Origin of the sequence: Streptomyces sp. NPDC058240 (assembly GCF_042882135.1) — a bacterium.
In the GTDB taxonomy this organism is placed as follows: domain Bacteria; phylum Actinomycetota; class Actinomycetes; order Streptomycetales; family Streptomycetaceae; genus Streptomyces.
In genome coordinates, this window is sequence record NZ_JBHVWT010000067.1 from 1 (window position 1) to 24,483 (window position 24,483).

Annotated in this window: 20 protein-coding genes and 4 pseudogenes; 16 read left to right on the forward strand and 8 right to left on the reverse strand. The window is 68.0% G+C overall.

What is annotated here, in order from left to right; translation table 11 throughout:
• Positions 1–79: 79 nt before the first annotated feature.
• On the reverse strand, positions 80–2,104 hold the full coding sequence (locus tag ACFVX4_RS38485; RefSeq protein ID WP_389987118.1) for a S8 family serine peptidase: 2,025 nt from the start codon (positions 2,102–2,104) through the stop codon (positions 80–82).
• A 415-nt stretch (positions 2,105–2,519) separates the two neighbouring features.
• On the opposite strand from ACFVX4_RS38485, the gene ACFVX4_RS38490 reads away from it, so the two are divergent.
• The 13 genes from ACFVX4_RS38490 to ACFVX4_RS38550 all read left to right on the forward strand — a co-directional run bounded on the left by ACFVX4_RS38490 (position 2,520) and on the right by ACFVX4_RS38550 (position 15,906).
• Entirely contained in the window at positions 2,520–2,696 is a 177-nt protein-coding gene (locus ACFVX4_RS38490; RefSeq protein WP_389987121.1) for a hypothetical protein, read from the forward strand.
• 303 nt (positions 2,697–2,999) lie between these two features.
• The gene (locus ACFVX4_RS38495) at positions 3,000–3,785 is read left to right on the forward strand and encodes a DUF6202 family protein (protein ID WP_389987124.1); all 786 of its coding nucleotides are present in this window, start codon (positions 3,000–3,002) and stop codon (positions 3,783–3,785) included.
• A 25-nt stretch (positions 3,786–3,810) separates the two neighbouring features.
• Positions 3,811–4,911 carry a DUF6421 family protein gene (locus tag ACFVX4_RS38500; RefSeq protein ID WP_389987127.1) on the forward strand — a complete coding sequence of 367 codons (1,101 nt, stop codon included), beginning with the start codon at positions 3,811–3,813 and terminating at the stop codon, positions 4,909–4,911.
• On the forward strand, positions 4,908–5,747 hold the full coding sequence (locus ACFVX4_RS38505) for a PhzF family phenazine biosynthesis protein (RefSeq protein WP_389987130.1): 840 nt from the start codon (positions 4,908–4,910) through the stop codon (positions 5,745–5,747). Before ACFVX4_RS38500 ends, ACFVX4_RS38505 begins: the two co-directional genes overlap by 4 nt.
• Position 5,748: 1 nt before the next feature.
• Positions 5,749–6,750 carry a proline racemase family protein gene (locus tag ACFVX4_RS38510; protein WP_389987133.1) on the forward strand — a complete coding sequence of 334 codons (1,002 nt, stop codon included), beginning with the start codon at positions 5,749–5,751 and terminating at the stop codon, positions 6,748–6,750.
• A gap of 265 nt (positions 6,751–7,015) precedes the next feature.
• Entirely contained in the window at positions 7,016–8,230 is a 1,215-nt protein-coding gene (locus ACFVX4_RS38515; protein WP_389987136.1) for an IS110 family transposase, read from the forward strand.
• Between the two features lie 106 nt (positions 8,231–8,336).
• Positions 8,337–9,206 carry an aspartyl/asparaginyl beta-hydroxylase domain-containing protein gene (locus tag ACFVX4_RS38520; protein ID WP_389987139.1) on the forward strand — a complete coding sequence of 290 codons (870 nt, stop codon included), beginning with the start codon at positions 8,337–8,339 and terminating at the stop codon, positions 9,204–9,206.
• Positions 9,203–9,466 carry a phosphopantetheine-binding protein gene (locus ACFVX4_RS38525; protein WP_389987142.1) on the forward strand — a complete coding sequence of 88 codons (264 nt, stop codon included), beginning with the start codon at positions 9,203–9,205 and terminating at the stop codon, positions 9,464–9,466. The genes ACFVX4_RS38520 and ACFVX4_RS38525 overlap by 4 nt, the downstream gene beginning before the upstream one ends.
• A gap of 5 nt (positions 9,467–9,471) precedes the next feature.
• The gene (locus ACFVX4_RS38530; protein ID WP_389987145.1) at positions 9,472–11,274 is read left to right on the forward strand and encodes a hypothetical protein; all 1,803 of its coding nucleotides are present in this window, start codon (positions 9,472–9,474) and stop codon (positions 11,272–11,274) included.
• Positions 11,275–12,807, forward strand: a complete 1,533-nt coding sequence (locus tag ACFVX4_RS38535) for an AMP-binding protein (protein ID WP_389987148.1) — start codon at positions 11,275–11,277, stop codon at positions 12,805–12,807.
• Positions 12,800–14,125 (forward strand): acetyl-CoA carboxylase biotin carboxylase subunit family protein, encoded by a 1,326-nt coding sequence (locus ACFVX4_RS38540; RefSeq protein WP_389987151.1) that lies wholly within the window; start codon positions 12,800–12,802, stop codon positions 14,123–14,125. The genes ACFVX4_RS38535 and ACFVX4_RS38540 overlap by 8 nt, the downstream gene beginning before the upstream one ends.
• Positions 14,125–15,312 (forward strand): MFS transporter, encoded by a 1,188-nt coding sequence (locus ACFVX4_RS38545; RefSeq protein WP_389987166.1) that lies wholly within the window; start codon positions 14,125–14,127, stop codon positions 15,310–15,312. Before ACFVX4_RS38540 ends, ACFVX4_RS38545 begins: the two co-directional genes overlap by 1 nt.
• Positions 15,313–15,360: 48 nt before the next feature.
• Positions 15,361–15,906 (forward strand): RibD family protein, encoded by a 546-nt coding sequence (locus ACFVX4_RS38550; protein WP_389987169.1) that lies wholly within the window; start codon positions 15,361–15,363, stop codon positions 15,904–15,906.
• Here ACFVX4_RS38550 and ACFVX4_RS38555 read toward each other — a convergent pair.
• A pseudogene (locus tag ACFVX4_RS38555) lies at positions 15,866–16,192 on the reverse strand (protein kinase family protein); the annotation flags it as partial. The gene ACFVX4_RS38550 and the pseudogene ACFVX4_RS38555 sit on opposite strands and share 41 nt — an antisense overlap.
• 43 nt (positions 16,193–16,235) lie before the next feature.
• Between ACFVX4_RS38555 and ACFVX4_RS38560 the strand changes: the two are divergent.
• The 3 genes and pseudogenes from ACFVX4_RS38560 (at position 16,236) to ACFVX4_RS38570 (ending at position 19,289) form a co-directional block, all read left to right on the forward strand.
• Positions 16,236–17,684: a hypothetical protein gene (locus ACFVX4_RS38560; protein ID WP_389987154.1), complete on the forward strand. Its 1,449-nt coding sequence runs from the start codon at positions 16,236–16,238 to the stop codon at positions 17,682–17,684.
• A pseudogene (locus ACFVX4_RS38565) lies at positions 17,684–17,942 on the forward strand (transposase family protein); the annotation flags it as partial. The gene ACFVX4_RS38560 and the pseudogene ACFVX4_RS38565, both read left to right, overlap by 1 nt.
• Positions 17,943–18,167: 225 nt before the next feature.
• Positions 18,168–19,289, forward strand: a pseudogene (locus ACFVX4_RS38570) (IS630 family transposase).
• Positions 19,290–19,442: 153 nt separating this feature from the next.
• Here ACFVX4_RS38570 and ACFVX4_RS38575 read toward each other — a convergent pair.
• The 6 genes and pseudogenes from ACFVX4_RS38575 to ACFVX4_RS38600 all read right to left on the reverse strand — a co-directional run bounded on the left by ACFVX4_RS38575 (position 19,443) and on the right by ACFVX4_RS38600 (position 24,276).
• Positions 19,443–19,820 carry a nuclear transport factor 2 family protein gene (locus ACFVX4_RS38575; RefSeq protein WP_024757633.1) on the reverse strand — a complete coding sequence of 126 codons (378 nt, stop codon included), beginning with the start codon at positions 19,818–19,820 and terminating at the stop codon, positions 19,443–19,445.
• Positions 19,745–20,335, reverse strand: a complete 591-nt coding sequence (locus tag ACFVX4_RS38580) for a hypothetical protein (protein WP_389987157.1) — start codon at positions 20,333–20,335, stop codon at positions 19,745–19,747. Before ACFVX4_RS38580 ends, ACFVX4_RS38575 begins: the two co-directional genes overlap by 76 nt.
• Positions 20,336–20,881: 546 nt before the next feature.
• Positions 20,882–21,748, reverse strand: a complete 867-nt coding sequence (ltrA, locus tag ACFVX4_RS38585; protein WP_389987160.1) for a group II intron reverse transcriptase/maturase — start codon at positions 21,746–21,748, stop codon at positions 20,882–20,884.
• Positions 21,749–22,306: 558 nt separating this feature from the next.
• Positions 22,307–22,970 (reverse strand): annotated as a pseudogene (locus ACFVX4_RS38590) (reverse transcriptase domain-containing protein).
• A 589-nt stretch (positions 22,971–23,559) separates the two neighbouring features.
• On the reverse strand, positions 23,560–23,865 hold the full coding sequence (locus ACFVX4_RS38595) for a transposase (protein ID WP_331737113.1): 306 nt from the start codon (positions 23,863–23,865) through the stop codon (positions 23,560–23,562).
• Between the two features lie 105 nt (positions 23,866–23,970).
• On the reverse strand, positions 23,971–24,276 hold the full coding sequence (locus ACFVX4_RS38600; protein WP_389987163.1) for a hypothetical protein: 306 nt from the start codon (positions 24,274–24,276) through the stop codon (positions 23,971–23,973).
• Between the last annotated feature and the right edge of the window lie 207 nt (positions 24,277–24,483).

Genomic DNA, 24,483 nt, shown 5'->3' on the forward strand with positions numbered 1-24,483 from the left:
TCAGGCGAGTACTTCGACGTCCCCAACGGGAACTCCTGTCCTATGGATCATCACGATCCAATGATCAGGGTGTCCACGATCAAGGGGAAACGCCCATGTCGATGTACCCCGCGACGGTGTACAGGCCGGGTGCCATGCGCATGGTGGTCGAACCGTCGACGTGGACCGTCCACGGCCAGACGTCGCCGGCCAGGTTGATCGTGACCCAGCCGGCGGCGGGCTTGCCGTCCCGGCCGACCAGCTTGATGTTCAGGTCGTAGCGCTCCTCCTCCTTGAGCAGTGCCACGGACGTGCGGGTCACCGGCTTCCCGGTGGCCGCGTCGGTGGCTGTCACGTAGCCGACGTGTCGGCCCGCCGAGGCGGTTTGCGGGTCACCGGTCACCTGGACGGCGGCGGTGCCGCCCGCCGGGACGGTCACCTTGGTGGCGCCCAGCGCGAACGGGCCGCCGCCGTCGGTCAGCGCCAGGTTCAGCGTGACGTCGGCGGAACCGGTGTTGGTGAAGCTCAGGTCCTTCGTGACGGCGACGTCGCTCGGCTCGTGCGGCCACATGTAGTTGCCGAAGAAGAGCGATCCGGTACCGCGGACCGTGGTGCGCACGGCGGCGGCCACGTCGACACGGCCGGTGCCGACCTCGTACGGCGAGTACCCGTCGTCCAGGCCCTTCGCGGTGCTCATCAGGTGTTCCTTGAGCTGAGCGCCGGTCCAGTCGGGGTGCTGCTGGGCCAGGATCGCCGCCGCGCCGACCACGTGCGGGGTGGCCATCGAGGTACCGCTGAGGGTGCGGTAGAGTCCCTCACCACCGTCGGTCATCTCCTGCGAGCGGGCCGCGGTGATGTCCACGCCGGGCGCCGCGATGTCCGGCTTCATGCCGCCGGAGTTGGCCAGCGGGCCGGTGCTGGAGAAGGACGCGAGCCGGTCCTGCTTGTCCGTGGCGGCCACGGTCAGCGCCGAGGCGGCCGCGCCCGGGGCGGAGATGCTCTCCGGGCCCGCGTTACCGGCGGCGATGACGAACAGAGTGCCGTACTGCTCGGACAGCGCGTCGACCGTCTGCGACATCGGGTCGCTGCCGTCCGTCGGGTAGGAGTCGCCGAGGCTCATGTTGACGACGTCCGCACCGGATTCGGCGGCCCACTGCATGCCGGCCATGACCCAGGAGTCCTGGCCGTAGCCCTCCGCGCCGCCGAGCACCTTGCCGACGAACAGGTCGGCTCCGGGGGCGACGCCCTTGTAGTCGCCGCCGGAGGCGGCACCGGAGCCGACGATCGTGCTGGCCACATGCGTGCCGTGCCCGTTGACGTCGGTGACGCCCTCACCTGGCACGAAGCTGGTCGTGCCGTCGATCAGGCCGGCGAGGTCGGGGTGGTTGACGTCGATGCCGGTGTCGAGCACCGCGACCTTGACGCCCTTGCCGGTGTACCCGGCCGCCCAGGCCTCGGGCGCGCCGATCAGCGGCACGCTCTCCTTCAGGTTGACCTTCACGCGACCGTCGAGCCACAGCTTCGTCACACCCGCGCCCAACTTCGCGCTGCCCTGCGGCGCGACGGTGGTCCAGAAGGTGCGGGCCTGCCGCTTCTCGGTACTGAGTGCGGCACCGTGGATGCCCTTGAGCTTGCGGGTCAGCTTGCTGCCGCGGGGTGCCGTCGGCTCGACGGTCGAGCGAGACTTCGGCTGGGCGTACGCCGCGATCAGCGGCACCGCGGCCGACTTCGCGTCGTCGTAGCCCATCTCGATCAGGTCGGTGACGTTGAACAGCCGCCGGTCCAGCTTGTCCGTGCCCAGCAGCGGCACAGCCTCGTCCGGGATGACGAACAGGTCACCCTTGATCTCCTGGATCTTCACGCCGCCGACGGCGCTGTCCGGCCGGTCGACGTCGGCGGTCTGCTTGCCGTCGGCCATCGTGGTGACCGTGACGATGTCGCCGGTGACCAGGGTGACCGTGTGGGTCGCCGAGGGCTTGGCGGGAACGGTGGGTTTGCTCGGAGCGGCTTGTGCGGGCGCTTGCAGAACTGCTAGCCCCGACGCCAGCAGCGGCACCGCGGTGGCGGCCGAGAGCAGCTGCCAGCGTCTGCGCCGGAAGGCGGAAGACAGTGAGGGAGAGAACATGCCGTGGGTCTATCGGCCGGTATCTCCGACGTGAAGGCCTGATGAAGGCAAGTCCTTGCCATGGCACGGACTTGCCAGCCGTGGACCGCGTGAATCCGGGCAAGATCACACTTTCCACACGTGGGTATTCAGTCAGCGGTTACAGCGCGAAGCCCTTGGCAACCGCTCGCCGCCCGGTGACGGCCTTGACTCCACCAGGCCCCGTCTGGAGCATGATCAATGCTGTCGGTTCGCGGTCGGTGTGGCCTCCGGGCTGGTGGAACGTCTGCCTGGCGCGACGTGAACTCAGCGATGCTGACTGGGGGTTGATTCAGCTGTCTCTGCCGGTGGGGCGCTACGGCCCGTAACCACAGCACCTGCGCGAGCAGTCCTGTCTGCCCGCACGGGGGGGCAGCGCACGGTCCGGCTGACTCCGGTGGAACGACGGGGCGGCACCAAGATCGCCGTACTGCGCACCGGTGAGACGACCGCGTACGTTGCCGAGTCACGCCGCGCCGAGGGCAACTACGAGGCCGCCTGTTCCATGGGCGTCCTGATCTACCGAGTCGACTCGGCGGCCCGGACCGGCGAGGGGCCGGTGAGGGGCCGGTGAGGATCGTGAACCCGGACCCGGCCGCCGCCCCGCCGGAAGGCTGCACCCAGCTGGACTGGCCGCGTACAGGCCGGGCCAGACCTTCACCGATCCCGATACGGCACCCGCATCGAGGTCCTCGCGGGCGGCGGGGGCGGGTACACGGTGCGGATCAGCAAGGGGTGACCGTCGGCCGCTTCGCCGAAGTCCGGTCGTGGCGAAGGGGATTGGGGCTGTCCGCAGCTTTCCCGAAAGCCGTTGACGGTCCGCCTGAGTGGTGCATAGCCTGTGACATGTGAAATTTTACTGCTGAGGGGGCGTGTCGTGCCTATTGGTGAACAGCTTGACGAGCGGGTGACCGCGGTGGTGCAAGCGGCGGGGTTGGTAAGACCGGCGAACCGGTTCTTCGCGGCAGCGGGGGCTGTTGACGCGGTCGCGGTTGCGGACGCGCTGGCCGTGGCACGGCAGTGGGAGGTGATGACCAAGACCTTCATGTTCACGACGATCTCGGGGCTGGGCGCGGCGGCGCGGCACTTCGCGTCCCAGGAGGCTCCGGGGCGGGAGGCGCTGGCGGCCTTCCAGACGGCCTACCGCGTAATCGGCGACGACCTGGACAACCTGGCCGACGGCTTCAGTGCGGTGGCGCCCCTTGGATCGGCAGGGATCCACTACCTGTGGTGGGCGGACTCGATCGTCGGGCCGCTGGCGGAAGCGGCCGGCGAGGGAGTGACGCGGGAACTGCCGGCGGGCGTCGCCAAGCTGCTGCGGGCGATGGAGTCACTGGCCGATCACCGATTGGGTGCGGCGGTACAGCTACGGGTCGTGGAGGCCACGGCGTTGGACATCGCCGTCGCGTTCCGGCGCATGTACGGCAAGGTGCGGGTCGACGGGCAGAAGCTCTTCGCGGCGTCCGACGCCCTGGTGTGGATCGACGCGCACATCAAAGCCGAGACGAGTCATGCCAAGTCGGTCAGCGACGAGGAGACGGGCATGACCGCCCTGGTCGAGAGCGAAGAGGACGCCGAAGAGTTGATGCTGCTCGCCACGGATTACGCGGCCCACTGGGCCGGTGCGCTCGACGACTTCGCCGATCAGATATGCGCGGGCTGATCCAGGGGAAGGACGCACAGAGCCAGTGAACGACGTCATTGACGCGGTCAACGTACTGCGCGGCTCGGTTCGGCGCGACGAACGGCGGGACGAAGCGTCCCTCAAGCGCCTGGCCCAGGGACTGCTCACATCGCCCGTGCTCCGGAAGGTGCCCATCGTCCAGGTGTTCGCCGAGGACGCCCTGACGTTTGCCGAGGATCCCCGGCTGCTTCGGACCAAGGCACACATCAACACTCGGGTGGACAACCACATCTTCTCGCTGTTCGACGCGTCCTACTTCCCGACGCTGTCCCTGGACTTCCTGTCCTACCGGACGTCGCCCACCGACACGCATCTGGACGCCAGATACCCCAGCCCGACCATGCCGGTGACGATCGAGCGGATGTCGAAAGGCTTCGAGGCCCGGCCCGTCGTGGCGCTCTTCCCCGAGAACCACATCGACGGCCGCCAGGAGAACGGGGACCTGGTCTTCTATTTCATCGACAAGTTCGTCGAACGGCATCTGCGCCTGACCCGGCTTCTGGTGCATAACGTCATGGCGGAGGGATCGTTCCCGCTGGTCGAAGCCGCAGGGCCGGAAGACATCGCGCAGGCGTCGTCCTGGTGGGTACGGCTGCACGAATACCACCACCGGCAGGGCGACATGCCGATTCCCGACTTCCTCCCGGTGAAGAAGCTGAAGCCACTGGCCGGACTGGAGGAACTGCGGGTCGACGTGTCCGCGATGCTCGCCTGCCTCCATGACTCCGCGCTGCCCGAGCGCGGCGCGCGACTCACGTATGAGTACGTCCTCTCCGAACGGCTGCTCCGCTATGCGGTCGAGGGGATACCCAGGCCCAACTACGACGCGGTCGCGTCCCAGTTGCTTTTCAACTACCTGATCGCCGCGGACGGCATCCGGCTGCACAACGGCCTGATCCACCTCCGCCCGGGTCTGCCGGCCGTGCTCGCCGAATTCCTGGGCGAGATCCAGGCGATCGAACGGCACATCCACAGCGAACCCGCGGAACAGGTCCAGGAGCGGCTGCTGCGATTCACCAACCAGTACACCGACTACGACGAGAAGGCGAAGGACTACCAGCACATCCCCTTCTTCGCCGAGGCCAAGCGGAAGTTGGGCGTGTGAGCCTGATCAGTATTCCGATCTTCCAGGTCGACGCCTTCACCGACCGTGTTCTGTGGGGGAACCCGGCGGCCGTCTGCCCGCTCGAAGCATGGCTTCCCGAGCCCGTCATGCAGGCCATCGCCCTGGAGAACAACCTTCCGGAAACGGCCTTCATCGTCAGGAACGGGGACGCCTACGACCTGCGCTGGTTCACCCCGGCCACCGAGGTGGACCTGTGCGGACACGCTACGTTGGGCGCGGCATACGTCGTACTGACGCATCTGGAGCCGGGCTGGGACGAGGTGACTTTCCACTCGGCCAGTGGACCGCTCGTGGTCGCCCGGCACGGGGACATGTTCGGCCTGACGTTCCCCGCCCTCGAATTCTCTCCGGTGGAACCGCCGGTGGACCTGCTGCGGGGGCTGGGCGCGGTTGCGCCCTCAGCCGTCTACCGGTCCATGGACTATGTCGCGGTCTACGACAGTGAGGCACAGGTCCGCTCGGTGGTGCCGGACCTCGTCGCACTCGCCGCGCTGGACCTGCGTGGCGTGGTCATCACCGCGCCGGGTGCCGAAGCGGACTTCTGCTCGCGGTTCTTCGGGCCGAAGCTGTCCATCCCGGAAGACCCGATCACCGGGTCGGCGCACTGCGCGCTCGTCCCGTACTGGGCGCAGTGGCTGGGGAAGTCCCGGATGCGCGCCCACCAGTTCTCGCCGCGGCTGGGCCGGACCCTCACGATCAGCCTCGACTGCGGCCTCGACGGCGACCGGGTCGCCCTGTCCGGCGCTGCCAGACCGTACATGACCGGGACGATCCACCTGTCCGACGACGACCTTGACCAGAGCCGAGAGGGATGACGTGCGCACCAATCGAATCTTCCATGCGGTGGACTCCCACACCGAAGGCATGCCCACCCGTGTGATCACTGGGGGGATCGGGGTGATCCCCGGAGCGACGATGGCGGAACGCCGGATCCACTTCCGCGAGAACCTCGACCACATCAGGACCCTGCTGGTGACCGAGCCCAGGGGCCACGCGTCGATGAGCGGAGCAATTCTCCAGCCGCCGACCCGGCCCGACGCGGACTGGGGTGTGCTGTTCATCGAGGTGTCCGGCTATCTTCCGATGTGCGGGCACGGCACGATCGGAGTCGCGACCGTTCTAGTGGAGACGGGCATGGTCACCGTGACCGAGCCGGTCACGACGGTGCGCCTGGAGACCCCGGCCGGTCTGGTCGTCGTCGATGTGGCGGTATCGGACGGGGTCGCACGGCACGTCACCTTCCGGAACGTGCCGGCGTTCTCCGAGAGGCTGGACGCCGAGCTCGAGGTCCCGGGGTTCGGCTCCGTCCGCTACGACCTGGCCTACGGCGGCAACTTCTACGCGATTGTGCAACTCGACGACTACGGGATGCCGTTCGACCGGAAGGCCAAGGAACAGATCACGGCCGCGGGGCTGGCCACCATGCAGGCGATCAACGCCGCCGATGAGCCGGTGCACCCCGAGGATTCCCGGATCCGGGGCGTTCGGCACGTGTACTTCGCCGCGCCGGGGTCCGACGCGGCGCACTCACGCCACGCCATGTCCATCTACCCCGGATGGTTCGACCGCTCACCGTGCGGCACCGGCACCAGCGCGAGGATGGCGCAGCTGCACGCCCGCGGCGAGCTGGAAATCGGCGCGGATTTCGTCAACGAGTCCTTCATCGGCTCGAAGTTCACCGGCCGCCTCGTCGAGGAGACGACCGTCGCGGGCCGCAGCGCCGTCGTGCCGACGGTCACCGGACGGGCCTGGATCACCGGCACCGCACAGTACTTCCTGTCTCCCGACGACCCCTTCCCTGCGGGTTTCGAGCTCTGATCCCCCGTTATGTTTTTCGCGGTCCTGCAAGAGGGCCGCTGGCCTCCGGGCCCGGCATGACTGTGTCCCCCTGTCGAACGGATGACCCGGGGGGTGGTGTCACCGGGCCCGGGAGGTGCCGTCGGAGACGCTGATGAGAGGTCCGACCACTGCCCGGTCCGGCGCAATGCCGGACAGCTCGCGGGCAGCAGGTCTGCATAACGTGGATGCGCGCGTACGACACCACTGCCGAGGCCGGTACCGTCAACTCGTATGGAGAGGTGCGATGTTCGACACCGAAGACGTGGGCGTGTTCCTCGGCCTGGACGTCGGTAAGAGTGCTCACCACGGCCATGGACTCACCCCGGCCGGGAAGAAGGTCTTCGACAAGCAGCTGCCCAACAGCGAGCCGAAGCTGCGGGCCGTGTTCGAGAAACTGACCGCGAAGTTCGGCACCATTCTGGTGATCGTGGACCAGCCCGCCTCCATCGGCGCCCTCCCGCTGGCCGTGGCCCGGGACGCGGGCTGCAAAGTCGCCTACCTGCCCGGCCTGGCGATGCGCCGGATCGCCGACCTGTATCCGGGCGAGGCGAAGACCGACGCGCGTGACGCGGCGGTGATCGCGGACGCGGCCCGCACCCTGCCGCACACCCTTCGCTCGCTGGAACTGACCGACGAGATCACCGCCGAACTGACCGTCCTGGTGAGCTTCGATCAGGACCTCGCCGCCGAGGCCACCCGCACATCCAACCGGATACGCGGCCTGCTCACCCAGTTCCACCCCAGCCTCGAACGCGTCCTGGGCCCCCGTCTCGACCACCAGGCCGTCACCTGGCTTCTCGAACGCCACGGATCCCCGGCCGCACTACGAAAGGCCGGACGCCGCCGCCTCGTCGAACTCATCCGGCCCAAGGCCCCACGCATGGCCACCCGGCTGATCGACGACGCCTTCGACGCACTCGACGAGCAGACCGTCGTCGTGCCAGGGACCGGCACCCTCGACATCGTTGTGCCCTCCCTGGCCCGCTCGCTCGCGGCCGTCCAGGAACAGCGCCGGGCCCTGGAAGCCCAGATCAACACCCTCCTGGAGGCTCACCCTCTTTCCCCGGTCCTGACGTCGATGCCCGGCGTCGGAGTCAGGACCGCCGCAGTCCTGCTGGTCACCGTCGGCGACGGCACCAACTTCCCCACCGCCGCCCACCTCGCTTCCTACGCCGGCCTCGCCCCCACCACGAAATCCTCCGGCACATCGATCCACCGCGAGCACGCACCCCGAGGCGGAAACCGGCAGCTCAAACGCGCCATGTTCCTCTCCGCCTTCGCCTGCATGAACGCCGATCCCGCCTCCCGCGCCTACTACGACAAGCAACGCGCCCGCGGCAAAACCCACACGCAGGCCCTCCTCCGCCTCGCCCGCCAACGCACCAGCGTCCTGTTCGCCATGCTCCGAGACGGCACCTTCTACGAGTCCCGAACCCCCACCATCACCCTCGCCGCATAACCAAGACACACAGCACAAATGCGGCAGCACCGCTTTGACGAAGAACGTAGAGGCACCCCCCGCACAGCATTCGTACGACATTCGCCAGGAAGGACACGTCCCACCCATGGCCTCTGCGATACTCGGCCGCATTCCGTTCGACGACGAGCGCCTCGCCAAGGACATCGCCCGGCTCTCGACCATGTCGGTTCCGCAGGAGCCGTACCAGGTCTTCACCACGGGCACCTGGCTGAACCTCAACCTGTGGAACGCCTCCGGAGACCAGCACGACGGTTTCTGGTACGGGCACGAGCAGCGCCCCGGGCAGGCCACCGCGCTCCTCGACGAGGTGCCATATCTGCGTGAGGTGCTGACCAGCCGGTTCAATCCGGAGCGCATGACGATGGTGCGCGGGCGCAACGTCGTCGAGTTCTCGATCATTCCGCACCGGGACTTCATCGAGGCCGGTGATGTGCAGGAGTTCTTCCGGGTGATTCTTTTCCTGGAGGACAACGAGCACGCGGTCAACTCCGACGAAGACATGGTCTTCCACATGCGCAAGGGCGAGGTGTGGTTCCTGGACGCCGCCCAGATCCATGCGGGCATGAACATGTCCTCGCGCAGCCGTTGGTCGCTCTGTCTTGATTTCGCGGCGGGGCCCGGCTTCAAGCCGTCCGACATCTTTGCCCGGCCCGAGTCGTACGAGCCCGGTCTGCGGCCCACGCCGGTGGAGCGCAAGCCGTTCTCCCCGGAGTTGCCGGAGCGGCTGCGCGCCCTGAGCACCGTGGTCTCCCGGCACAACATCAAGGACATCGCCTTCCTGCTGGGCCGGATCCACTTCACCGAGGAAGTGCCGATCGGGGCTTCCTGGGACTGGCTCATCGACATCACCCGGGAGTCCGGCGATCCGGAGCTGCTCGACATCGCCGAGCGCGCCAAGAAGTTCTTCGTCCTCTCCCGTGAAGTCGGCGAGGACTTCACCTTCCTGCCGGGGTGAGCGTCATCGAGAAGGACCAGTTCTCGCGTCCGGAGTTGGTCGGGCACATCACGGGGGTCTGGGAGGACGTTCTGGGGCTTGAGCGGGTCGAGCCCGATCAGGACTTCTTCGAACTCGGCGGCCATTCGCTGGGGGCGGTGCGCGCCGCGTCGAGGATCGGGGACGAGGTCGGGTGCGACCTTTCCCTCCGGGCGATCTTCGAGCACCGTACGGTCGACGCCCTTGCCGCCGCGATCATGAAGATCGGGGCGGCGGGGTGACGGGCGTGCGCAGCGTGTTCCGTACGGTGTTCGGCGCCGCGGACTTCGAGGCCTCGGTCACCGAGTTCCAGGCGGCTTGGGTGCGGGGCGAGCGCGAGACCGCCGTGCCGGTGTGGATCGGCGAGCGCGTCGACCTCAAGGCTTCGCTCGGCCTCGCGGAGGGGCTCTACGCCGCTCTGCGGGAGCCGCCCGTGTGTGCGGCGGGCGTGGTCCTGGGGGACGTACCGGAGGCGGTCCGGGCGTTCGCCCGCCCGCTGGCCGGGCAGTGGACGGACGGGGAACCGCCCCTGGGCGATGGCTCGTTGATCGTCCTCGGCCGCTACGAGGACCTGCGCATGGAGGTCATCGGGCCGGTCCTGGTGGACGCCTACCGGCGGGGCAGGGACGTCTTCCTGCTGACGGGCCGCGACCTCCACTCGATCACCTGGATGATCGCCAAGCAGTACGGGGACGTGGCCGGCGAGGGCGGGACGGGTCTTTTCACTGATCTCGACATCCAGCCGGTGGCCACTTCGGCGACGTACTACGACTCGCGGTCGCTGGGCGGCGTGAAGCTCGGCCGCATCGCGGAGGAGCGGGTCTGGCAGCGCGTGATGGTCAGCGGTCACGGCACCGAGGACAGCATCAACCTCGGCGCCCACACCGTGTGCGGGCTCAGCCCGGTCGCCGGCCCCGAACGGCCCGGCCCCACCTGCTCGTACGGGCGGGGCTGCTACAAGCCCGAGGACAAGCTGATCCCCGCGCACCGGGTCCGCACCGCGGAGCTCGTACTCAGCGGCTGTGACAGCGGCGCCCTGGCGGATCTCGCCTCCTACGCCCCCCGCTACCAACTGCTCCTGAACGGCGTCGACGGCCCAGCCCAGGCGGTGGTCGCCGGGCTGTCCATGCACCAGTCGGCCCGTGTGGAGAACCTCGTCTGGCTGGACTCGGTGGGGAGTGGGGGGAGTACTGCCCGGGTGTTGAACGCGAGCCTGGAGAGCATGCATCCCTACCCCTCGTTCATCCAGGTGGGGTTGGGGAGTTCGGCCTATCGCGATGCCGGACAGCCGGCGCCGGGCCGGGACACATCGGCGGGGCTCGTGCGTGATCTCGGCTCGCGGGCTCGTGGCTTTCTCATGACCGGCATGCTGCCCGCCGCGCACCCCTTGCGGGCACCGTTCGAGCGGCTGGCGGAACGGATCGAGACGACGGCCGTCCGGCCGGTCATGGGGCTGGGGGAGGAGCGGGCGAGGTTCCTCAACTCGCTGACGGAAGAGGCTCGCTCGCTGGATCGGGCGATGGCCGTACGGATAGCTGAGCGCCCCGACGACGGGCTCGCGGAGTTCCCCCGCTTCTTCGGCGACCGGAGCACGGTCTCGCCGTCGGACGCGACGACTACGCCGTGCGTGCTGTGCGGGCGGACCGCCTGGGAGTATCCGCGCCGGGGGTTCACCGCCCGGGTCCCCCTCACGACCGCGCACGTGTGTCTGAGCTGCGGTCCGGTCGGCTACGCGATGGAGGGCGGGGCACGGCTCGGTGCGCGCACGGATGCGACGGTGTGCGCCGGAGCGGCGCTCCGGATCGAGGTCACGGTCGCGTCGTCGCGGCCGGGGCCCGTGCAGGTGGGCGTGTTCGTCCCCTGGGGGCTTGCCGCCACCGTGTCCCCGCCGGTGCACCGGGTCGAGCCCGGCCGGAGCGTCGTCTTCAAGGTGCGGCTCGATGAGACGGCCGCACCCCAGGAACACCACTTCACCGTCTTCGGCGTCCAGGACCTCGCGCTGTCCCTGCTGCGTTGTCCATTCGCCGTCCTGCCGCCCAAGGGGGCCTGAGTGGACAGCACCCTGCATGCGGCGGTGGCCCGTCGGGCACGGGAGAGGCCGGATCATCCGGCGCTGGTCGAGGGCGGCGTGGCCATCAGCTACCGCACCCTCGACCGGGCGGCCGACCACTTCGCCTCGGGCCTCTCCGGCCACGGCATCGGCCCCGGGAGCCTGGTCCCCGTCGTCCTCCCCCGGTCGGCGCGCCTGGCCGTCGCCCAGCTCGCGCTGCTGAAGTGCGGGGCGGCGTACTCCGTACTCGATCCGGACTGGCCCGCCCAGCGGCTGGAATCGCTGGTCGGGCGGCTGCGGGCGCCACTGGCCGTCGCGGATTCGTCGGCGTACGGATTCCCCGTCTGGACCCCGCCCGATGAGTCGCTGCGGGAGTCCGCCGACCGGGCGGCCGCGCCCGTGGAGCGGGGCGCCGACGGCGCCTCGCCCGCGATGGTCATCTTCACCTCGGGAACCACCGGTGTGCCCAAGGCGGTGGTCCTGCCGCACCGGGCGGCGCTGCGGCTGTTCCGCGGGGAGGGGCCGGTGTCCTTCGGCGCCGACCACGTCATGCCGCAGGTGTCGAACGCGGCCTGGGACATGTACGCCCTGGAGGTGTGGGGAACCCTGGTGGCGGGCGGGACCTGCCTCCTCCAGGGCGACCGGATGTTCCTTCCGGAGTCCCTGCGCAGGGCCGTCGGCGAGGACGGCGCGAACGCGGTGCATCTGCCAACTGCCCTGTTCAACCTGTTCGTCGATGTGGATCCGGGCTGCTTCGCCGGCCTGCGGACGGTCTTCGTCAGCGGCGAGGCGATGTCCCGGGCCCACGCGGCCAGGTTCGTCCTGGCCCATCCGGAGACCCCACTGGTGAACTGCTACGGACCCGTCGAGTGCTGCATGTTCGTCTCCGCCCACCGGGTCCGCCCGCAGGACTGCGACGAGCCCGAGGGCGTTCCGCTCGGAACGGCCGCGCCGGGAACACGGATCCACGTGATGGCCGACGACAAGGTGTGCCTCCCCGGCCAGGAGGGCGAGATCTGCGTGGCGGGCGAGGCGCTGGCCGCAGGCTACCTGGGGCAGGACGAGCTGACCGCGGAGAGGTTCCGTACCGTCACGATCGACGGCGTTCCCTCCCGGGTGTACGGGACCGGGGACCAGGGGCGCGTGGACGGCGAAGGCCTGCTGCGCTACCTCGGCCGCAAGGACCGGCAGTTGAAGGTCCGGGGGTACCGCGTCGAACCCGCCGAGGTGGAGCACGCGGGCCGCTCGGTGCCGGGCGTCCTCAACTGCGCCGCGGTCCCGGTCCGCGAGGCGGACGGCGGCTGCCAGTCGATGGTGCTGGCCTACACGATGCGGCCGGGCAGTGCGGCCGCGGTCGAGTCTGCGGATCCGCTCGCCGTGCGCCCGGCGCTGGCCGCGGCGCTCCCCGAGTACCTGGTGCCCGCCCGAGCGGTGGTGGTCGACGCCCTGCCGCTGACGCCGAACGGAAAGTTGGACCGTGCCGCCCTGGAGGACTGGGGACGCACGCACGACAGGAGGAACAACCATGGCTGAGATCCGACCGCGCCTGCTGATCGTGGGTCTGGACCGGTACACCCTGGATGCGTGCGTCCGGCTGGGCGTGGACGCCGTAGTCGTCTGTGGCGCGAGCAGTTGGGACGACGGGCTCATGAGCGTCCCGCCCGAGCTCACCGTTCTCAGGGTCGACGACCAGTCCAGTGTCGAGGCCGTGCTGATGGGGCTGCGCCGGGCCGGTCTCGGCGCCGGTGACTTCGACGCCGTACACACCTCTGACGAGTACTCCATGGTGACGGCGGGCATGGTGGCCCGTCAGCTGGGTGTGCCGGGGCTCGATCCGGAGACGGCGGTACGTTTCCGGGACAAGTCCCTTCAGAAGGCCGCGGTGCACGGGGCCGGGCTGCCCGCCGCACGGTGCGTGGTGATCGACGACGTCTTCTCGGTCTCCGGCCTTCCGGAACTGCCCTTCGCGCCCGCCGTGCTGAAGCCGGTGGCCGGTGCCGCCACGGCCCTCACCACGTCGGTCAAGAGCATCGAGGAGCTCCGGGCGCGGAGCGAGGAGTACCGCAGGAACAGGACAGGACAGCGCACCTTCGTCCTGGAGGAGCACGTCGTAGGTGATGAGTGGTTCGTCGACGGCATTGTCTTCGAGGGCGAGTTGCTCTTCCTCGCCGTGGGCGCCTACGGGGATCCCTGCCTCACCGCCATCGAGAGCGGGCGGCCCCTGTGGCTGAGGCACTTCGACCCGAGCGAGGAGAGCCGGGTCTACGAGAAGGCGCGGGGCCTGGTGGGGCCCGCGCTCGAGGCGCTCGGCCTGCGGGACGGGTCGTTCCACATGGAGCTCTTCCACGACGGTCCTTCGGGCACGCTGACGTTCGGCGAGTGCGCCGCCCGTCGCGGGGGCGCGCTGGTCCATGAGCAGGTCCAGGCGAAGTTCGGGGTGAACATCGCCGAGTGCGCCGTCCAGATCGCGCTCGGGCGCCGCCCCGAGATCGATGCCAAGGTCAGCCCGGACGTCTTCGGGGGCTGCTACCTGCCGGGGCGTGCGGGGACGCTGCTCGGCTGCCCGACGCCGGAAGAGCTGGTGGCACTGGAGCAGGTGCGGTTCGCCCGGATCGAGCACCCCGTCGGCACGCACTTCGCGGCCGGTGCGGTCCACACCAGCCAGCGGGTCGGACAGGTCATGGTCGTGGCGGAGTCGGTCGAGCAGCTCACCGGGCGCTTCGAGGAGGTCAGGCGGTGGTTCGACGAGCGCCTGTGGGTGCTCCCCGACGGCCTGACCACCAGGGGAAGGCGGGACTTCCAGCGGGACTGGCGGCCCGACGCCGATTTCGGAGACACCTTGTGGCGGTGATGACTGCCCTGCTGCCGGTCGGCAGGGGCCAGCGCGTGGTCGCCTTGACGTCCTTCGTGCACAGCTTCGGTACGGGGCTGTCCGTCGCGGCAGGTGCGCTCTTCTTCACGCGGATCGTCGGTCTGCCCGCCTCCCAGGTCGCCGCCGGTCTGTTCGCCGGGGCCATGGCGGGTCTCGGCGCAGGGGTGTACGTCGGCCGCTCGGCGGACCGCTGGGGGGCGAAGCGGGTCCAGATGGCGGTCGCGGCCTGCGGGACCGTGGTGAACACCGGGCTGCTGCTGGTGCACACCTTCTGGGCCTACTTCCTGGTCTCCCTGCTGTCCGGCGCGGTGATCGCGGCGAGCTGGGCCACCCTGGCCCCGCTCGTCCGCGGCTTCGGCGGGCCCACGCCCGCCGTCTTCCGCGGCTATCTGCGGTCGGTGGGCAACCTCGCGATCGCACTCGGCGCCGTGGCAGCGGGCTTCGCCATCCAACTGGACACCAGGGAGGCCTTCCTCACCGTCATGATCGGCCGGTCCCTGACGTACCTGGTCTCCGGTCTGATCCTCTTCTGGCTGCCGCCCTTCACCGTCGACGACGGCGGCAGCCCGAGCCGCGGCTGGGCCGCCCTGCGCGATCGCACCTACCTGACCGCAACGGCGATCAACGCGGTGATGTCCCTGCACTTCACGGTGCCCACCTTCCTGCTCCCGCTGTGGATCGCGGACCACACCTCGGCCCCCCGGTGGACGATCTCCGCGATGCTCGTCCTCAACACGATCCTGGTGGTCGTCTTCCAGGTCCGTTTCAGCCGGAGCATCGGCGACGTACGGTCCGCGGGACACGCGATGCGCTGGGCGGGCATGGCGCTCGCCGCGGGCCTCGTCCTGATGGCGCTGGCCGAGAAGCCCCCGAGCGGGCCGGCCATCCTCCTCCTCGCGGCAGGAACGATCGCCTACACCCTCGGCGAGATCTGGCACACCGCCGCCTCGGCCGAGTACTCCTTCGGCCTTGCCCCCGCCGACGCGCAAGGCCAGTACGCCGGAGTCTTCGGCCTGGGCCACGGACTGGCAGAGGGAGCATCACCAGCAGTCATGAGCGCGCTCCCGCTGGCCCTGGGCCTCCCCGGCTGGCTGCTCCTCGCCGCACTCCTCCTTGCCACAGGCCTGACCTGCCGGCCCTTCATGACCCGCAACTTGATCGTCTAGGATCGCGGGAATTCCCCTGCTAACAGAGGATCACCGGGGCCGGGCCACATACGTAAACGCGCCGCGGCGGACGCCATCCTCGTCGGCGCCACCACCTTGCGCAGGGACAACCCGCGCCTGCTGGTGACGAGCGCCGAACGGTGCGCCCGGCGCATCGCATCGGGCAAGCCGGAGCATCCGCTGAAAGTCACGGTCACCGGGGCCGCCGAGTTGAACGCGAAGCTGGCGTTCTGGCACTGCGGAGGCGAGAAGCTCGTCTTCACGGTGGACGGCGCACTGCCCCGGGCCCGCCGCACCCTGGACGCCCTCGCCGGCATCGTCAGTACAGGACCCGCTCTCGACTGGCCGCTCCTCCTCGACGAACTCGGCCGGCGCGGGGTGGAAAGGCTCCTGGTGGAAGGCGGCGGCACGATCCACACCCAGCTCCTGGCACAGAACCTGGCCGACGAACTCCACCTCGTTGTTGCCCCGCTCCTGGTGGGTGAGGCCGCCGCGCCGACGTTTCTGGCCCCGGCGCAGTATCCCGGTGGTTCCACAGCCCCTATGAAACTCAGAAGTGGGCATCGAAGTGCAGGGGACCTCGGGCGTTCATGAACGAGGTCCCCGCCTGCAGTTGCCGCACGACCATGGCGCAGGCCCTCTCGGCCGCCTCGTCATCGGCTTTGACCTGGACGCCCAGCCAGTCGTGCAGGTTCTGCGGGATGTACTCCAGGAACAGTGCGATGCTCGCCGAGGAATCTCGGACAGCCTCGATCCGACGGCGCACCTGCGATCCGCCTCCCCAGTAGGTGACAGCCTTCTCCACGTCGGCCAGTTCCTCGGGGAGCGACTGCCCGGGGAGCGGCAGGACCCGCCAGTGGTACATCAACGGGAAGCCCTCGCGGATCGTATGCCTGTGGTACCGGCACAGCACCCGTCTGCGGATGATCAACGCGCTGTCCCTGGCCTTCCCGGACAGCCGGCCTATCGGTGATCCGGAGCCAGGCGAGGAGGTCTTCCTCACTCCCGGCATCAGCGTGGTCTTCCGCAAAGCTGAGCGCTTCCTGTCACACGGCGACGACATCAACCGGACCGTGGAGTTCAAATCCCTCGAAGACGACTTCGCCGGCAGCGACTCGCACGTGATGGTTGGCGTCTGGTGCGAGACAGAGATCCCGGCCCTGAAGAAGAAGGAGGGAGAGAAGCGAAACGCCTTCCTGCTTCGCAAGGAGCGCTATGACGGGAAGTTCCAGGTTCGTCGCTTCCTGGCCAAGAAGGACTTCGTCTGCCAGTTCACGAAGGGGATGAAGCAGGAGGCGTTCGGAAACCCCGCAACAGAAATCAGTCCTCCGAAGCCGGGGAAAGATCACGCCGCCTACATGGCGCTTCTCGACCTGTATCGCTCGCTCGGCATTATCGACCAGCGCCTCGCGCGGGCCATCGCGAGGACCGTCCTCGATTTACGCCCCGAGCTGCTCACCGACGAGCACTGGCCCCACCTGCAACGTCTCATCCTGACCCTCGCCGCCGACGTGCACGAAGTTCAGCGCGGCATCCGCCAGAAGAAAGTCGCAGCCCCCGCGCTCATACCTTTGGCCACCGACTGGATCGCCGGCCTTCCGGCAGCCGACCTCCGCGAGACGCACCACGGCAACCTGCTCACCCCCGACATCACCACGACGACCAGCGCGATCGACAAGATCATCGTCCAGGACCTCGCCTGGGTCGTCTCCGCGCTGCTGCAGCTTCTCGAACTCCGGCGCGGCGTCCCCGCCGAGGGCCACCTGGGCGCGCTCCCCGCCATGATCAAATACGGGGTCGGCAGCCCCGCCGCCTGCTACGCCTCCAGCATCGGCATCCACAACCGCGTCACCGCGACCGCCCTCGCCGACAACTGCCCTTACCCGAAGCCGACTTTCCGGCAGTTCCTCGACTGGCTCAGCCAGCTCACCACCGACGAGATCACCACGCTCACTGACCCCGAGACCGCCCGCCTCCTCATCCGCAGCACCGAACGCCGTAGCCCCCGCGCCACCCAGGCCGCGATCCTCAGCGGTAGCGGAACCTTTACCTGCCCCCTGCGCGGCGTCCGCCATAGCGGCAACGACTTCTACCTCGCGCAGCTGCCGGCCGACACCCTCCTCGACCTCGTCCGCGTGCCCGGCAATGAGGCCGACCCGAACGCCATCCAGGTCCAGCACCATGGCTTCTTCCTCGGATGGATCGCCCGGGAGATCGCCCGCCCGCTCGCCCTCGCCCTCGACGAGGACCCCGCACCCCGCATCTACGCGCAGCTCACCACCGACGCCCGATCGATCGCACAGCAGAACGGAGCCGACCAGCTCCACGTCCACAACGCGGTCACCCTGACCATCACGCTCGCCCCCAGGTGATCGTCGCCGACCGTGCCTACATCGGCGCAGGGCCGTGGGCCACCACCCCGATCCGCCGACCACCAGGCGGTGAACTCTCACCGACTCAGCAAACCCTCACCCGCACACTCTCCCATGCTCGCGCTGCTGGCCGAACGAGGCATCGCCCGCCTGAAGTCCTGGCGGATCTTCCGCAGAGGCCGCTGCAGCCCGAACCGCATGACAGCCATCGCCGCCACTGTCCTCACCCTTGAGGCAACGTCGAAAAGGCTCACTTGATCCAACAACCCTCAAGGAGTAGCAGCAGCGCAAACCGGCAGCCGCATTTGGGGCGTTGATCGCTCTGGCGCACCTGCGCCAGCACGACACCCTCGCTCCGTTGGCCGCCGAACTCCAGGTGTCCGTCGGCACCGCCCGCGCCTGCTGTGACCGCATAGGTTCGCCGGGTTGGTCGTCGTGGCGGTTGGATGTGCGGTGACGTCCGATCCGACCGTTGGAGGCGCGGTGGCCGAGCCTGTCCGCGTGCGCAGACTGACCGACCAGGAGGGGCAGCGGCTGCAGCAGATCGTGCGCCGGGGCAGCACCAACTCGGTGCGCTATCGGCGCGCGATGATGCTGCTGGCCTCGGCCGGCGGGAATCGGGTGCCGGTGATCGCCCTGCTGGTGGCGGCCGACGAGGACACCGTGCGCGATGTGATCCACCGGTTCAACGAGATCGGCCTGGCCTGCCTGGACCCTCGGTGGGCGGGAGGCCGTCCCCGCCTGCTCAGCGATGACGACGAGGCTTCGTCGTCCAGACGGCCACCACCCGCCCCACCAAGCTCGGCCAGCCTTTCACTCGCTGGTCGCTACGCAAACTCGTCGCCTACCTGCGCACAGTCCACGGCCGAGTGATCCGTATCGGCCGCGAGGCGTTACGCGGCCTGCTCGCCCGCCGTGGAGTCACCTTCCAGCGCACCAAGACCTGGAAGGAATCCACCGACCCCGACCGCGAGGCGAAGCTGGACCGGATCGAGCACGTCCTGGACCGTTTCCCCGACCGGGTCTTCGCGTTCGACGAGTTCGGCCCACTCGGGATCCGGCCCACCGCAGGCTCGGGCTGGGCCGAACAAAAACACTCCGACCGGGTGCCGGCCACCTACCACCGCACCCATGGAGTCCGGTACTTCCACGGCTGCTACTCGGTCGGCGACGACATGTTGTGGGGCGTCAACCGCCGCAAGAAAGGTGCCGCGAACACGCTGGCCGCGCTCAAGTCGATCCGCGCCGCCCGGCCCGACGGCGCCCCCATCTACGTAATCCTGGACAACCTATCCGCCCACAAAGGCACCGACATCCGCCGCTGGGCTACAAAGCACAAGGTCGAGCTGTGCTTCACCCCGACCTACGCCTCTTGGGCCAACCCCATCGAGGCCCACTTCGGACCGCTGAGGCAGTTCACCATCGCCAACTCCAACCACCCCAACCACCCCGTACAGACACGAGCCCTGCACGCCTATCTACGCTGGCGCAACGCCAACACCCGCCACCGCGACGTCCTGGCCGCCGAACGCAAGGAACGCGCCCGCATCCGAAAGCGAGAAGGGCATCCGTTGGGGCGGACGCCCCCTCAACACCGCAGCCTGACCAACCGCGAACTTACACAGCCACAGCACATCATCGGCCCGCTCGTGGCCAAGCGCGGATGACCGAAGCGTTGTGAAGATGATCTCGGCTGGGCAGACCCGGAGCCCCGAACGGGGCCGGTTCAGGAGAAGGACGGCGCCAGAGGAGAATGGCTCAAGAGGCGGACGGCTCGATCTCCCCCGCGAAGACGATGACCTGGTCGATGAGGCTCCGCCGCAGATGGACGACGTCCGTTCCCGCCAGGCGGGGGCCTCCATCCGGCGTCGTGAAGACCCACTGGTACCGGGCCCACTCGTCCGGCATGTCCACCGCCGAACAGCGCACCATCGTGCCGGTCCCCGCGGGGTGGCGCCGGATGTCCAGCACGAACCGCTCGACCGCCTCGATCCCCTCACTGCGGCCCAACGGTCCCCAGAAGACCACGTCCGAGGTTAGGGCCTGGGAGAGCAGCGCAGTCACATAGCTGTCGTCCGAGGCGTTGAACGCGGAGATGAACGTGTCGATCGCGGACCGCGCGGTCTCTTCTTGCATGCACCATTAATACCAGTTGCCTTGCGGACCGCGCTCGTCCCGTGAGCCGTCTCCCGACCACGGTGAACAATCCCGGTCACAGCACGCGCGGTGGTGACGGTGTCGGCGGCGGTGGTCTGCAGGACAGTGAAGCTGATGCGGTCCATGTCCAGGCCGGGCCGGGTGCAGGCAGTGTCGGCGGCGGCGCGGAAGATCGGCTCGACCTTCTGCTCCAATACCTGGGCCACTACCGTTTGCGCAATCCGGTCGCCCACAGTCGGCACCCCGAGAATCCTGGTGCCACCACCATGCGCCTTGGCGATCTCCACCGCCTGCACCGGGGGCGGGAAGTACGAACCGGAGGACATTCTGTTCCAGATCTTGTACAGGTTTCCCTTGAGATCCATCTCGAACTCCTCGATCGATACCCCGTCGACCCCCGGCGCCCCTTTGTTGGCCTTGACCTTCTTGTATGCCTCCCAGACAGCCCGTTTCGAAATTTCAAACGGCTTGCCTGACGATTTCAACTCGTCCACGCGACTCCTCCCGGGCACTCAGCCCGGTTGATCGAACGAACAACAGCCACGGACAGCCCGGCCCCTTGGCTCCACTCCCATTACAGGAGCTTCATCACTACTACGAACCGGTCCGCCAGCGGACCCCGACTCAGTACTCAGCCCCTTGTGGTTTCTGCCACTTGGGGCGCTCCCTTTCGCCCACCCGAGGGTTGACGGCATCGGGGCACGCCTTCTCCCGTTCCGTACGGAAGCGGCAGATCAGGATCACGTCGTCTACATGCCGGACACCACCTGGCCAATGAGCGGGTACCCGCCAGACTTGTCCCGGGATAACTGCAACATCCCGGTTTTGATGTCAGCTGTTCGTGTTACGACACGTCAGCAACGATTCGCTTGCGCTCGTCTTCCTGATCCCTACCTGACGTCTCATACGACGCCTTTTCCTCATCGCTCACCACGACGGTCTTCAATCCAACGCAGCATGAGGCGGTTTGAAGCCTCCCCCTGCAGGGCGACTTCGAAGGGCCTTCCTTCATCTTCCGCACAGCACCGCATCAAGTCGCTCTACCTACATAAAGCTTCCCTTCGCGTTCGGGACACACTGCAGTAGACGATGCGCGTCTTGTCCGGATGTAATTCCAGACCGACCTGCGCCAACCGCTCGGAGAGCGCATCCCGCACACGACGGGCCTGGCCCTCGCTCTTGCAGTGAATCACCGCATCGTCGCAGTACCGCTCGAAAGTGACCTGCGGGAACTCCCGCGCAAGCCACGTATCGAACGCGTAGTGCAGATACAGATTCGCCAGCACGGGAGAAATCGCCGACCCCTGGGGAGTCCCGATTTTCCGTTGCTGCACCGAGCCGTCCGGCTTCGCCAGCGGAGCCACAAGCCACCGCTTGACGTAGAGCAATACCCACTTCCCGTCCTCATCGACATGCCGCTCGACGGCCCTGAGCATCAACTCATGGGCCACGCTGTCGAAGAACGCCCGGATGTCGAGATCGACCACCCAGTCGCTGCGCCAACAACGCCGCCGACACTGCTCCACCGCGTCCAACGCCGACCGCCTGGGCCGGTAGCCATAGGAGTCCGGATGGAATACGGGCTCCACCCGCCTCTCCAGATACATCGCGGCCGCCGTCTGAGCGATCCGGTCAGAAACAGAAGGCACCCCAAGCATACGGACACCTTTCCCGCCCGCCTTGGGAATCTCGACGGCCTTCACCGCCGGAGGGAAGTACGACCCGGACGACATCCGATTCCACAGCTTGAACAGATTCCTCGAAAGATGCTGCTCGAACTGCTCGATCGTGACGCCGTCCACTCCAGGTGCACCCCGATTGGCTTTGACCCTCTGAAACGCCTCCCACACCATCGACTTGGGAATGCAAAACGACTTGACCATGACCTGCGGCCTTGATCCGTTCACCTGGCTCCTCCCGGGAACTCCGGTTGACCACCAAACAAGATCCGAGCAACCCGCCCCCTTCGCTCCACTCCCATTACAGGAGCTTCATCACTACTACGAGGCGGTCCGTCCCCCTGCCACGCATCGGTACTCTGCCCCTCACAGTTTCAGCTGTTTGGGGTTCTCCCTTATCGGCAACCGGACTTCAACCTGACCGGCGGCAGCATCGTGGCGAGGGGTTCCCACGTTCCGCACTGGTGCCTATCACCGAGCTCGCGCCACCTTCATGCCGGGCCGCCACCTGGCCAGGAATACAGGACCCCGCCAGACTCGTCCCGGGGCAACAACTGGACCCCGGTTTCGGCAACCACTCATACGCTTACGACACTTCAGCAGTGGTTCACTCACGTTCGCCTTCTCGGCACGCACCTGACGCATCTTGTGCGCCTTTTCCGCAGTGCTCATCACCCCGGCTCATTCACCGGAGCAACCTACGGCGGTTTGAGACCTCCCCCTGCATGGGCGGTCCCGGAGGGCCTACCTCCATCACCAGTGCAGCATCACGTCGGAAGATTTCGTCTACATCGAAACCTCCCATTGTGTTCGTGGCGCACCATCGTCGGCATAGCGGACCAGCACCCCGTGCTGCCGTGTCTCCCACGCCCGATCGATCCGGTGCAGAAAGACATTGGCCAGGAGCGGGGAGACAACCCCGCCCTGAGGAGTACCGGTGACCGGCCGGCGGACCTGACCGCCCTTCCATGACTCCCGCCCACAGCATCGCGCGCAAGAGCTTCAGGACAGACTGGTCACAGACGCGTTCCTCGACCGCCTGCATCAACTTCTCGTGGTCAATCGCCTCAAAGCAGTTGGCGATGTCCGTCTCAACGACCCATCGCCGTCCCCGCCAGGACTCATCGATCAAGACCTGGAGGGCATCGTGCGCACCGCGCCTGGGCCTGAACCCGAAGGAACACGGCAGCATGTCGGCTTCGAAGACCGGCTCGAGCACGATCTTCAGTGCGGCCTGCACGATGCGGTCGCGGACCGCAGGAATCGACAAGGGCCTTTGCTCCGCCGTGCCGGGCTTGGGAATGAACACCCGGCGCGCCGGGAGCGGCCGCCACCTGCCGTCCTTCAATTCCGCGGCCAATTCATCAAGAAGCCGGGCGACCCCGTACTCCTCGACCTGCCCGAGATCGACCGCGTCGATGCCCGGAGCGCCGTTGTTACGACGCACCATTGACCACGCACGCGCCAGGACATCCCTGCGGTGGACCTTGTCCCCCAGCGCGTGGAACCGCCGTCCGGGATCGGCCTTGGCCGCCCGGTAGAGCGCATGCTGCAGGGCACGGACCGGATCCGAGGGAGAATGTCCCCCGACGGCGGGACTAGCCACACGGGCACTCACTGGGCCCCTCCACTTCAGCAGTACGCATCGACGAAGCAGCGGCCCTTCCCTCACCGGCGGTTGTGTTGTCCGTCCGGCTCAAGCAGTACTACGGCCGCCTCCGACGCCCACCCGACCCGCTTCCCCTTCCCGGGGTTCACCCGGCTATAGGTCGCGATGCTTCCGACAGCACTCTTGCCGCAGGCTGCCGGGCCAGGGAGGGCCTCCCCAGTTCCCCCACGGGAATCGGCGTGGATCTGCCGGATCTCCCCGGCGAGCTCGTCCTCGGCCGCCTGGCGCACCTCGGCGGCGGGCCGCGCGGCAAGCCAGACGTAATACGCCGATCGCGCCACCTTCAACGCCCGGCACAGCAGACTCACACCGTAGCCGCCGGGATTGTCCTCGGATGCCTTCTCCGCGTCGATGAACCGGTAGCGCGCGGCTACTTCGTCTTCTGCTGCGCGAAGAAGGCGGTCGCTTTTCCCAGCACCTCGATCGTCTGTTCCTGCTCGCGGACCTTGCGTCGCAGCCGGACCAGCTCCTCCCGCTCAGCGGTGGTCAACACCCCGGCCGGCCCCTCGCCCCGATCGATCCCGGCCTGCCTGACCCAGCCCCGCAGGCCCTCGGAACTCACCCCGAGCTCTCGCGCGACCTCCGTCACCGTCCGCCCGGAGGAACGGACGAGATCGACGGCGTCCTTCTTGAACTCCGCCGTGTACCGCTTGCTCGTGTTGCTCTTCTTACTCACTACCTGGACTGCTTCCTCCGGGACCCATACGTCCCAGTATCAAGCTGTCCTGACATCGGGGGGAACTTCACCCCAAGGATTACCCTTTGGGGCGAGCACGCTTCGTCAACGCTGGAGCCAGAAGTCGACGACGTACTTCTCCACGCCGTAGGCGACCCCTTCTTGCTCGGACACCCGCTTGGCCTCGGCCCGACCCGAACAGCTCACCCGGACCCGCCATCGACCCGGGGCGCCCAAGCTGATCAGATCAGGCAAGCGGCCATGGACCGTCGACCAGATCGCGACATCCCCGGTGGCCGACTCGAAGTCGGCCTCATCCTGCTTGTCCCAGGGCCCGCTACCCGTCTCCGGCTCCGTGTCCCAGACCCGCACCCGCACCTCGACGTCGTGCGTATGCGCCGCTGTACACATCAATCCTGCGCGCGTGCTGGGTCAGGAAGCCGCCTCGCTCGGGTCTGTCAAACGAGCGGTGTAACTCAGGTTGTTGGAGTTACTGGCGTGCTGCGGAGAGCCGGCCGTCGAAGGTGATGTCGAAGGCGTTGAGTGCGGTCTTCCAGCGCATGGTCCAGCGGGCTTGGCCCTTGCCGGTGGGGTCGAGCGACATGATGGCCATGTAGA